10 protein-coding genes are annotated in these 11,880 nt (G+C 47.3%); 5 read left to right on the forward strand and 5 right to left on the reverse strand.

Annotation, left to right across the window (positions count from 1 at the left end):
• Nucleotides 1–115: 115 nt before the first annotated feature.
• The 5 genes from rmuC to ACK4EX_RS02265 form a co-directional block, all read right to left on the reverse strand.
• Nucleotides 116–1,741 (reverse strand): DNA recombination protein RmuC, encoded by a 1,626-nt coding sequence (rmuC, locus tag ACK4EX_RS02245; RefSeq protein ID WP_409769336.1) that lies wholly within the window; start codon nucleotides 1,739–1,741, stop codon nucleotides 116–118.
• Nucleotides 1,742–2,292: 551 nt separating this feature from the next.
• Nucleotides 2,293–3,222, reverse strand: coding sequence for a peptidylprolyl isomerase (locus tag ACK4EX_RS02250; protein ID WP_409769338.1), 930 nt, complete (start codon nucleotides 3,220–3,222; stop codon nucleotides 2,293–2,295).
• A gap of 51 nt (nucleotides 3,223–3,273) precedes the next feature.
• Nucleotides 3,274–3,549 carry a hypothetical protein gene (locus ACK4EX_RS02255; RefSeq protein WP_409769340.1) on the reverse strand — a complete coding sequence of 92 codons (276 nt, stop codon included), beginning with the start codon at nucleotides 3,547–3,549 and terminating at the stop codon, nucleotides 3,274–3,276.
• Nucleotides 3,550–4,569: a peptidylprolyl isomerase gene (locus ACK4EX_RS02260; protein ID WP_409769342.1), complete on the reverse strand. Its 1,020-nt coding sequence runs from the start codon at nucleotides 4,567–4,569 to the stop codon at nucleotides 3,550–3,552. It lies immediately after the preceding gene.
• 6 nt (nucleotides 4,570–4,575) lie between these two features.
• The gene (locus tag ACK4EX_RS02265; protein ID WP_409769343.1) at nucleotides 4,576–5,112 is read right to left on the reverse strand and encodes a hypothetical protein; all 537 of its coding nucleotides are present in this window, start codon (nucleotides 5,110–5,112) and stop codon (nucleotides 4,576–4,578) included.
• A gap of 87 nt (nucleotides 5,113–5,199) precedes the next feature.
• On the opposite strand from ACK4EX_RS02265, the gene trmB reads away from it, so the two are divergent.
• From trmB to ACK4EX_RS02290, 5 genes are all read left to right on the forward strand, one after another.
• The gene (gene trmB / locus ACK4EX_RS02270) at nucleotides 5,200–5,871 is read left to right on the forward strand and encodes a tRNA (guanosine(46)-N7)-methyltransferase TrmB (RefSeq protein WP_409769345.1); all 672 of its coding nucleotides are present in this window, start codon (nucleotides 5,200–5,202) and stop codon (nucleotides 5,869–5,871) included.
• Between the two features lie 184 nt (nucleotides 5,872–6,055).
• Entirely contained in the window at nucleotides 6,056–8,530 is a 2,475-nt protein-coding gene (locus tag ACK4EX_RS02275; RefSeq protein WP_409769347.1) for a DNA translocase FtsK 4TM domain-containing protein, read from the forward strand.
• Nucleotides 8,530–9,165 carry a LolA family protein gene (locus tag ACK4EX_RS02280; protein ID WP_409769349.1) on the forward strand — a complete coding sequence of 212 codons (636 nt, stop codon included), beginning with the start codon at nucleotides 8,530–8,532 and terminating at the stop codon, nucleotides 9,163–9,165. The genes ACK4EX_RS02275 and ACK4EX_RS02280 overlap by 1 nt, the downstream gene beginning before the upstream one ends.
• Nucleotides 9,166–9,171: 6 nt before the next feature.
• A complete protein-coding gene (locus tag ACK4EX_RS02285; RefSeq protein ID WP_409769351.1) occupies nucleotides 9,172–10,662 on the forward strand; it encodes an LptF/LptG family permease in 1,491 nt (496 codons plus the stop codon).
• Nucleotides 10,659–11,879 carry a glycosyltransferase family 4 protein gene (locus ACK4EX_RS02290; protein ID WP_409769352.1) on the forward strand — a complete coding sequence of 407 codons (1,221 nt, stop codon included), beginning with the start codon at nucleotides 10,659–10,661 and terminating at the stop codon, nucleotides 11,877–11,879. Before ACK4EX_RS02285 ends, ACK4EX_RS02290 begins: the two co-directional genes overlap by 4 nt.
• Nucleotide 11,880 lies beyond the last annotated feature (1 nt).

Here is an 11,880-nt window from a genome sequence, read left to right on the forward strand (position 1 = left end):
AGTTAAATAAAGAAAACTGTAACTAAAATTAACGTTTTCTTAATATTAGAATGCAAGTATTAAATTTATTACGATGTTTTCTATGTTAAAGTATATTGAAAATCTCAAACTGATTTTACTTAAAAAGATCATTTTCGTCTGTATCTACTTCCACAGCGCTTTCAATATTTTTAGGATTAGTCTGGTCTTCGCCTGCAGGAAGGACCTCTACATCCCGAAGCTTTCTCTGTATTGCTCTGGTGCGTGTGCCAGCTACGTCCTCGATTTGATTTAGTCCCTTTTGAATGTTGTTTTTAGCCTTATCGAGCAGCCCGCCAAACTTTTCAAATTCAGTTTTCACCTCCCGAAGTACATTCCAAACCTCACTGCTGCGTTTTTGCAATGCAAGGGTCCTAAATCCCATTTGAAGGCTGTTGAGGATGGCCGCAAGTGTCGTAGGTCCTGCCACAGTAATCTGATATTCTGCACGGAGCTGATCTACCAGGGCAGTGCGACGAATTACCTCAGCATATATGCCTTCGAAAGGAAGAAACATAATGGCAAAGTCCGTAGTCTGTGGCGGATGTATGTATTTATCACGAATGTCTTTTGCGTTTTTACGGATAGCGTTTTCAAGATTTTTTACAGCTGAATCTATCTGGTCAGGCTGACCGCTTTCGTACGCTGCGATTAGCTGTTCGTATACATCTTTTGGAAACTTGGCATCGATCGGTAGGTAAACTACTTCTGTTTCATTTTCAGATCTTCCGGGCATTTTCACGGCAAATTCCACGGTTTCGCGACTTCCGGGCTTTGTCGCTACGTTAGCTTCGTACTGAGAGGGCGCAAGCATCTGCTCGAGAAGCATACCCAGCTGTACTTCTCCCATGCTGCCACGTAGTTTTACATTGGAGAGCACCTTCTTCAACCCGCCCACTTCTGAGGCAATTGTCTGCATCTCTCCGAGACCGCGCTGCACTTCATTGAGTTGCTTGCTTACGGTTTCGAAGCTTTGACCCAGGCGTTCCCCCAGGGTTTTTTCCAGCTTTTCTTCTACAGTAGCCCGGATGTTATCCAGTTGCTTATTCGTGTAGTCGATGAGTTCCTTTTGACTTTTCTCTACCTGGGCAAGTTTTTCTTTTTGAGTTTCGCTTAGTGCATTTACACTTCTTTCGAACCGCAGCTCAAAGTCCTTAAACGAATTTCCGATGGCCTCCCTCATCTGACTGTTATCCGATTTGGCCTGCGTATTGAGCTCCTGCAACCTGGTTTCGACTTTACTTTCGATTTTTTCAAGCTGATTCTTAAGCGTAGTGATCAGCTCATCGAGCTTTGTTTTTTGTTCAATGCCAAAGCCATTCAGCGTATCTTTTATTTCAGTTCGGTTGTCGCGATGTGCATTGTCCATATTCTGGCGAAGGTTTTCCAGTTTATCAGCCAGGGTCTGATTAATTGTATTAAAACTCGATGAAGAGAGATCTCCTATGTATTTTATGGCAGTCTGCAGTTCTGTTTTAAAGTCCCGGATGCTGTCCGATAATTCACGGCGGTTTTCAGCCAGCGATTGGTTAAGCTCCTGTCGCTGTATGGCTAAATCACTTTTTACAGATTTTTCGAGGTTAGCAATATTGCTTTCTAACAAAAGCAGTTTCTGAAAAATCTCTCTCAGCTCAGCCTTCGATCCGGTTTTGCGTAAGAGCATTGATAAGCTGGCAATTGCCACCACTACCAGCAAGATAATTTGTATAGTTTCAGGATTCATACAAAGTGAAGGTTTGTCAATTTTTACAAGGTTTTTTGCTAAAAGCAAATTGTCATTCACAAAGTTAATCTCCGTTATGTGAAATATTTTTTTACTGAATTAGCCTTAACCACCTGCACAACTATACATTTAAATCCACAGGTGTGAAATAATACTTCCAACAAATCATCGCGAAACGCATAAATCGCCTGTTGCAAATGGTCTGAAGGATTTTAACCTACTAATCCTAAATCAACGTAATATTTTTTTACTATCAGCCCGCGCAATCACATTAAGCTGTGTTTTCTGAACAAATCACTCTTTGAGACAATTGAAACACCAGCTAAAGTCATTCAACTGAACTCCCATTCAGGCAGAATCATCCATCCTGACGAAAACTATGAAAAAACATCGCTTGCAACTGAAATTTATCTACAAGGCCAAAACCGAATTTGATAATAGCGGATGCAGAAGCGTTAGTTATCCGCACCAGCGACAATAAACTTCTAAAGCCGGAAGCCTAAAGTCCAGTCTGATTGACTAATAAAGCATGATTCAACACATAGGCCAAATCAGACCACTCTGAGCACCTGTATTTCAAAAATTAAGGCAGCATCAGGCGGTATGATGTCCTGAACACCAGCCTTTCCGTATGCAAGGGCCGAAGGCAGATACGCCAGTACATGATCGCCCTGAGCACATAGCAGCAGCAACTCGTCCCAGCCACTGATGACCTGACCTACACCAGCTTTAAGCGTAAAGGGCTGCCGGTTGATCGATGCGTCGAAGACCCGTCCGTCTGTCAGCATACCGACGTAGTGCACAGTAACAGTGTCACCGGCGTGTATCTGTTTGCCACCTCCACGCTGCAGAAATTTAAATCCAAGTCCTGAGGGCGTTTTTTCCATATCAGCAATCAGGGCATTGATTTCTTCCTGAGCCTTCCGGTCTTCTTCTTCTCTGCGGGCGATGAGTGCTTTCAGTTCGCGTTCATATACCTCTTCTGGCGCATATTCTTTCAGTTCATCCCCTACGCGCTCTATAGTGATACGTTCTATCACATCACCTTGCCTGATTGCATCCACCACTTCCTGACCGCTAACGACCCGGCCAAATACCGTATGCTTGTCATCGAGCCACGGTGTTTCTTTGTGAGTGATAAAAAACTGCGACCCATTGGTATCCGGACCCGCATTAGCCATTGAAAGTACTCCCGGGCCATCATGACGCAGATCAGGATGAAATTCATCCGGAAAATGGTAACCCGGACCTCCACGCCCATTTCCAAGAGGGTCGCCACCCTGTATCATAAAGTCCGCAATCACCCTGTGAAAGGTGAGCCCATCGTAATATGGTTTGCCCAATGCCCGAGCCTTGTTTGGTATTCGCCCTTCGGCCAGTCCCACAAAGTTGGCTACCGTCACAGGCGCCTTTTCGTACTCCAGGTTTACAGTTATCGTACCCTTATTGGTCACAATGTGTGCTAAAAGTTGATTGTTCATTGTCAGAAATTAAAGAAATTCTTAGGTTTAAGTCGAGTTTTTCGTTAAAGTTTAATTTTTAGTTTTATTAGGGCGCCTGTCCGTCGTACCCTTAGCGGGTCCTCCGGCCACCGGTCTTCGGCTGCTACGCGCCTTGCGGTCAGGCGTGTAGCTACGGCCGTCCGGGTCTGCAGAGCCAGCCCCGTACAGCTCTTGCTCCACATGCCTGCCAGCTGCGGCTTGTAATCCGCCTACGCCCTGGCGCATAAAGGCCGGTGGGGTGAGCCTCCAAGTCGGCCCACCCCACCGGCCACACTTCGGTGCATGCTCGCAATCAGCGTGAGCCAATTATTCTACAGACAGCACCTCCACATCGAAAATCAAGTCGGCATTCGGCGGAATTACACCACCAGCACCTCGCTCGCCATAGCCCAGATGAGGCGGTATCAACAAGCGCACTTTGGTGCCTGGGCCAAACATCTGAAGCGCCTCGTCCCAGCCTTTAATCACCTGACCCATGCCCACCTGAAAACGGAACGGCTGACCTCTGTCAAGCGAAGAGTCGATCTTGCGGCCATCAGCAAGTGTGAGGGTATAATGACATGTCACAAACTGCCCCTGCTTGGCCGGCTTGCCGGTGCCCTCCTGGGTAATGATGTAGGCCAATCCACTTGGCGTGCTTTGCGCTGCGCGCTTCAGGCTTTCGAAAGCCTCCCTTGCTTTACGGGCTTCCATCTCCAGCTTCTCCTTCAGGGCCTTGCGTGCAGTTTCGAAGGTCTTGGCCGGATCGTAGTTTTTCAATTCCTTTCCGACGCGCAAAATCTTTACTTCGATCATTTCATCGCCCTGCTGAATGGCGTTTACCACCTCCTGCCCTTCCACTACGCGGCCAAATACGGTATGACGACCGTCGAGCCAGGGAGTTTCCTTATGGGTGATAAAAAATTGAGAACCATTTGTGTTCGGACCAGCATTGGCCATCGAGAGTACGCCCGGCCCATCGTGTTTCAATTCAGCCACAATCTCATCTTCAAACTGGTAACCAGGCCCTCCGGAACCATTGCCGCTGGGGTCACCCCCTTGAATCATAAAATCGGCAATCACGCGGTGAAACTTCAAACCGTTGTAAAAAGGTGTGCCTTTCGGCTTTGCGGTGTTCTCGATTTTGCCTTCGGCCAGGCCTGCAAAGTTGGCCACAGTCATAGGTGTCTTGTCGTGATATAGCCTTAGCAGAATGTCGCCCTTGGTTGTTTTGATGATGGCGTAGAGTCCATCTTCGAGCTTTGGCGTCTTGCCATTCACTTTCGGCTGACTGTTGCACGAAATGCCCAGCATCAGCAGGGCAAAGAGTACAGCTGTTTTTCTCATCGGGATTTATTGTTGGGTTTGGATTTTTTCGATCTTTATAGAATACACTATCGGTTGACGCATCCCCACTTCGTCGAGATCGCCTGCCAAACCGAAGGCCAAATACGAAGGCAGTACCATCTGTACGCTATCACCAGGGCTAAAGAGTTTCAGCATCTCATGTAATCCAATTTCAGCATCTTCGCGGTCAATGCGCAGTGTGCGCCGGGTAGGAGCCTCTTCATAAAGGCGCTTGCCGTTAAGCAGTTCCATTACCGAGCGAAACACCACCACATCGCCCTCTTTAGGCTTTATCGATTGACCGCCTTTTTTCAGCACGCGATAGTACACACCGTTGGAATGCACGGTGTACTCCCACTTGCGGTCTTTCACGTAGGCCTCAATGGCTTGATTTTCCGCCTTTAGGTATTTGCGGTTCATTTCGATCAACTGTTCGCGATCGATGTTTTGATGGGGATCGTCCAAAGCGTTTTGGGCTTCTTTGTTGCGCTGGCCGCACGAAAAGGCAAGCATCACTGCTGCCATAAGAGCAAGGTGTTTCATTACCATATTACTCGGCAAAGATAATGGCCTACTCCTCAATGAGATTGTATGCTTTCCTTTGCAGCTTGTTAATATCAAACTGGCCAAATGCCCAAAAAGAAGCTAAAAAAATTTGCTGAAAACCGAACATACCCCCACTACACCGAAGTGTGGCGCCATACAACCGACCTGGACGACTACCCCCTACGTGGACGCTGGGCTACCGACTTCTTTCACAACGATAAGCCCCTCGTTCTCGAACTCGGTTGCGGCAAAGGCCATTACACCATCGGTCTGGCTCGACGATTTCCCGACAAAAACTTTCTCGGCATTGATGTAAAGGGTGCCCGCATTAACAGCGGCTGCCGAATCGTAGCCAGCGAAGGCATCACCAATGCCGGCTTCCTACGCGCCGAAATCGAACTCATTGATCAAATCTTTGCCCCTTGCGAGGTATCCGAAATTTGGATCACCTTTCCCGATCCTCAGATCAAACACCGCAGAGCAAAGCATCGCCTTACCCACCCCGACTTCCTGAAGCTCTACAAACACATACTCAGGCCAGATGGCGAAGTGCATCTGAAGACCGATAGCGAATTCCTCCACGGCTATACCTGCGGTATTTTACAAATGACCGGTGCCACCATTCTCGATGCCTTTTATGACATTGACCTTCAAGCCTCTAAAACCCATCCCTTACTCTTTGAAATCCAAACAGAATACGAACAACTATTTCGCTCTCAGGGAAAAAAGATTACATATCTTAGATGGCGATTCTAAAAAACTAAACTGCCGGAGGCTAATCCTCATCTCCGTATCAGATTAGCTTAATTCATAAGGCTGAAATACACTTAAAATTAGGTTGAATGAAAACGCCATTCTAATTATTCTACCGAAGGATAATGCCGTCCAGAAGCCATCCAACGCAACTTCACTACTTTTGCACACCCAACAAAAGCCACTAATGCCTGCCAAAAAGGCCTCAAAATCAAAATCTAAAGACACAACCTCATCGACGAGCACCACAGTGAAGCTGCTCAGTGGCCCTGTGTACAAACTGGTGTTTGGCTTTGCCATACTCTTTGCAGCTCTTTTCCTGACCGGTTCTCTTATCAGCTATTTCATTTTTTGGAAAAGCGATATGAGCGCCTTTGACCAGAGCTTTTGGCAGCTCATCGCCAACAAAGACTTTCAAGTGCGTAATCTGTGGGGAAAGTTTGGAGCAGCCCTGGCTCATTCAATGGTTTACAGGTCAGTGGGTATAGCTGCCTTTGCCTGGGTGTATTTGCTCTTTCATATCGGTGCGAGGTTGGCCCTCAATGTCTCTTTCAAAGGTTTTTACAGCATCGCTGTCAATTTTTTGTTTACCATAATCTGGCTACCCACTTTCTTAGGACTGATTTTACCCGATTCGCTCGCACTACTGGCTGGTGCCAACGGATTTTTCTTTAGTGAATGGCTTGTGAGCCTTACAGGCTCAGTAGGTGCCTACACGGTCGTGCTCTTTGTCCTCATTGTCTTTTTGGCTGCGCGCCAGCAGTGGACACCCGAAAAGTTAGAAGCCTGGATTAACCGAATTAAAAGTCAACCCAGAAACACACCGACAACTGCCTCGCCAGAGTCGTCTACACCACTCGAGAGTTTCGACTATGCCACCGAAGTTTCAAACATCAAGGAACAAACAACACCGGTACCCAAATCTGGCAGCGAGCTCATAATCGAACAACCAGGCCCTGCCTTCAATGATGGCACGGACGAAGGCTTTGACGACTTCACCGTAGAAATCAGACAAGACACCGAGGCAGAGGTGCCTTCCAAATCACCTGACACGTCGGCCTCAGTACCTTCGGTTGTAGAAATAAAAGAAGACCGAACCCTCGATGAAGACACTGCCAACCGCCTTATCAAAGAATACGGCGAATACGACCCCAAGCTCGAACTGGCCTCGTTCAAAAGTCCGACCCTCGACCTACTGGTTGACTACGGCAGCCGTCAAATCACCGTAGAGCGCGCCGAACTCGAAGCCAACAAAGACAAAATCGTTGAAACACTCCAGCAGTACAGCATCGAAATATCAAAAATTAAAGCCACAGTGGGCCCAACTGTCACTCTGTACGAGATAGTGCCAGCACCGGGTATCCGAATATCCAAAATCAAAAACCTTGAAGACGACATTGCCCTCAGCCTTGCCGCTATGGGCATACGCATCATAGCGCCCATTCCGGGCAAAGGCACCATCGGCATTGAGGTGCCCAATGCACACCCTCAGATTGTGCCCATGCGTACCTTGCTCGCCAGCGAGAAGTTTCAGAATACTGACATGGAACTGCCCCTCGTGCTAGGCAAAACCATCAGCAACGAAACCTTCGTAGCTGACCTTACAAAAATGCCCCACCTGCTCATGGCCGGCGCAACGGGTCAAGGTAAATCGGTGGGTATCAACACCATCATTACGTCAATCCTCTACAAAAAACACCCCTCGCAAGTAAAATTTGTCCTTGTTGACCCCAAAAAAGTAGAGCTTAACCTCTATAACAAAATCGAGCGCCACTACTTGGCCAAGCTACCTAACAGCGAAGAGAGCATAATTACCGACACCAAAAAGGTGATCTACACGCTCAACTCGCTCACCATCGAAATGGACAACCGCTACGAATTGCTAAAAGCGGCCAACGTGCGCAACCTAAAAGAATACAATGCCAAGTTCATACAGCGCCGACTCAATCCGGAAGAAGGACATCGATATCTGCCCTACATCGTGCTGGTGATCGATGAATTTGCTGACTTAATTATGACTGCCGGCAAGGAAATCGAGACTCCAATAGCCCGACTGGCACAGCTCGCCCGCGCCGTCGGCATACACCTCATCATTGCCACACAGCGCCCATCTGTAAACGTAATCACCGGTGTAATCAAGGCAAACTTCCCGGCGCGCATCGCCTTCCGGGTATCGAGCAAGATTGACAGCCGCACCATTCTCGATACCGGCGGTGCCGAGCAGCTCATCGGTCGTGGCGATATGCTTCTCTCTACCGGCAACGATCTGATACGCCTTCAATGCGCTTTCATAGACACACCTGAGGTCGAAAACATTGTGGAATTCATCGGCTCGCAGCGCGGTTATCCCTCCGCATATTTGCTGCCCGAATACGTAGGCGACGACGATGAGCCCGACATCACCGATGTGGACCTCAGCAAGCGCGATAGCAAGTTTGACGAAGCTGCCCGTATTGTAGTTGCTACCCGGCAGGGCAGTGCCAGCCTCATTCAGCGCAAGCTCGGTATCGGATTTGCTCGTGCCGGGCGCATCATCGACCAGCTGGAAGCCGCCGGCATCATCGGACCCTTCGAAGGCAGCAAGGCCCGTCAAGTACTGGTTAACGATGAGGCTGAATTGGAACATATTTTGAAAAATTTAAAAGAGAAATACGCCAAGTGATGCATCGAATTTTTGTTTTCTTATTGATTATCAGCTCTCTACCTATCTTTTCAAACGCCCAAACAACCCATAAAGAAGCCAAAGCGTTGATTAACAAAGCTGCCGAAAAACTGCAAAACGGCAGACATTATCTGATCGATTTTGAATATATATTTGAAAATCAAAAGGTTAATCCGCCCGTTCAGCAATCAGAAAAAGGCCAGATCGTGCTCAAAGGCAATAACTACAAACTCACCTTCATGGGCATGGAGCAAATTTTTGACGGCAAAAATCTATACAACATCCTTTTAGACGACAAAGAAATTCAAGTGATGCAACCTGAAGAAAACGATATCGTAAGTCCATCGGCCATTCTCAACCAATACCGCGAAGGCCACACCTACTACTTAGGCGGCAAGAAAAAAATCAACAACATCACCCACGAAGTCGTTGTCATCAAGCCCAGAGCTACTGCCGATGTCGATTATATAGAAGTTACGATTAATCCTAAAAATCACCAGATTCACAGCTTGATGCAGCGGAGCCGCGACGGCGCAACCACCACATTTAAAATTCTCAAGATAGCTGAAAATGCAGCTGGGGTCGATATCTCCTTTCAGAAAGATCGCTACAAAGGCTACAAAATCATTCAATAAAAGCGCTTGAACATCATCGATCGCTACATACTCAAGCTCTATCTGCGGCCTTTCATCATCGTCTTTGTCGTGATGGTGCTCTTCCTGCTCATGCAGTGGGTTTGGAAGTACATCGACGACCTGGTAGGTAAAGGTGTAGAGTGGTATTACATCGCAGAGTTGCTCGTGTATTTTGCTGCACAAATGGTGCCCCAGGCCATTCCTTTAAGCGTGCTGTTGGCGTCACTTATGGTTTTTGGAGACATGGGTGAACATATGGAGCTTGCTGCTATGAAGTCAGCCGGGGTATCGCTGTACCGCATGATGCGCCCCCTGTTTTTCACTGTACTCCTCACGGCTGGTGTTTCGTTTTTATTTAACAATTACGTTATACCCGTTACCAACCTCAAAGGCGAAACGCTGCTTCGGAATATCGCAAGCAAAAAACCAGCTCTTAACATCAAGCCAGGAGTTTTTTACGGCGGAATTGAAGGATTTAACATCAAAGTGGGAGAAAAGTACGGTGAAGACAAAAACAAACTTCGCAACATTCTTATCTACGACCACACCGACCGACTGGGCAACATCAAAGTGACCACCGCCCGCGAAGGCGAAATGCGTGTAACGCCTGATAAGCAGTACTTAGAAATCACACTTTACAACGGCAGTACCTATGAAGAAATTCAGGCACGCAAGCGCAGCGATATCGAGAAGCGCCCCTTCGCCCGCAGTACATTCGAGAAATCGGTAATGAGGCTGGATCTCTCTTCCTTTGAATCAGGCGACCTTCGAAAGCAATCGGGCAAAGATTTTACCATGCTGAATGTAGCTCAGCTCGACGTCGCTGCTGATTCTATTAAAACCGTGTTCGAAAGGCGAATTGAAGAGCTCAATGCCTCGATGATGGAGCGCTTTGAGCTGCACAATGAAAATGCAGTATTGAGCGCTCAACTTGCCCTTAATGACTCTTATGAAAACAGCGAGGCCGACAGCTCACAAAATGCACAAGACAGCATACCCACCGACATGCTTGCCGGCCTAACGACCGAACAGCGCAGCATGGTGATCGAAAACGCCCTTCGCCTGGCACGAAGCCATAAGTCATATTATGACCAGGCAAAGCTCGAATTCTACTGGTGGCGTAAGGTTATTGCCCGATATTACATCGAAAAGCACAAGAAATTTGCTTTGTCTTATTTGGCACTCATCATGTTTTTTATCGGTGCAGCTCTTGGCGCCATCATCCGAAAGGGCGGATTGGGCATGCCCGTAGTGGTGAGTGTACTTACTTTCATTGTGTATCACGTTACGAGTTTTACGATTGAAAAGCTCGGCCGGGAAATTGTGCTGCAGCCCTGGTTTTCAATCTGGCTGCCATCGATGATTTTTACCCCGATTGCGCTATTTTTGGTGTACAAATCGGCCACTGACTCAGCACTGATGCAGTGGGAAGCCTGGCAGAAAGTTCTGTCTCTGTTTAATGTAATCAAGTTTAATAAGGCAAAAAGCACTCAATGAGATTACTGCTTCTCACCAATAAATATCCCTATCCAGGCAGAGACGGCAGCAGCATAGCTATACTGAATATGATTCAGGGCCTGCTGTCCCAAGACATTGAGGTGCATCTCTTTGCGCTGAATGCCACGCGCGTATATGTACATCCTACCCAATTCAGCTTCGATGAGCCCGGGCAACTCTACATCAAGTCAATGCGCGTGAATACTGACTTTACGCTTTGGAGTTTGGTGCGCAACTTCTTCAGCGGGCAGCCATATCACGTCGAGCGTTTTTACAACCGAAAGTTTGAAGAAAAGCTCATCGATATACTCACCAGTCGCACCTTCGACGTGGTACAATTCGAAGGTCTGTCAATGACTGTATATCTGCCTGTGGTGCGCAGGTATGCTCCTAAAAGCATCGTAAGCTTGCGCGCGCACAATGTGGAATACAAAATCTGGGAGCGCTGGCTGACTCACAACCGCAGCATCGTGTCTTTTTTTGTGAAAATGCAGGTAAAGCGACTTAAAAAGTACGAAATATCCATTGCACAGCAGGTTGATTGCATCTTGCCTATTTCAGATGTTGACAGAAAGGAGTTTGTGGCCATGACAAAAAATCCTGCAAAAGTACAGACCGTGCATTTTGGACTGAAAGCCAGCACCATGCGACGATTTTCGAATTTTCAATTCGGCAGGAAAAAGATCGTGCATTTGGCTTCTTTTGACTGGCTGCCTAATCGGCAGGGAATTGAATGGTTTATGGCAGAAGTATGGCCTAAGCTCATGAAAATATGCCCGGAAGTCGAGTTTCACGTAGCAGGTAGAAACATGCCCGACAAATGGTTCAAAGACAGTATTTCCAAAGTCTATTTTCACGGTGAAATCAGTTCGCCGATTGAATTTTTATTAAGTGGTAAAATTTTAGTAGTACCCCTGCTGAGTGGCAGTGGTGTGCGCATTAAACTATTAGAAGCGCTTGCTCTTGGCATGCCAGTAGTTTCGACAGAGGTGGGGGCCGAGGGTATCGAAGTAATTAACGGAGAGCATATTTTACTGGCCAATGATTCATTGGAGTTTGCCCATGCTGTGTGTTTGCTGCTCGACGACGAAGCAATGCGCCGACAACTGAGCTACAATGCCCGAAAATTGATAGAAGAACGCTACGACTTAACTTCCATAGCCTGTTCTTTGCACCAGTACTACAAAGAATTTTCAGACAACAGAATTTCATACTGAT

Source organism: Thermaurantimonas sp. (assembly GCF_046299575.1).
Lineage (GTDB): Bacteria > Bacteroidota > Bacteroidia > Flavobacteriales > Schleiferiaceae > Thermaurantimonas.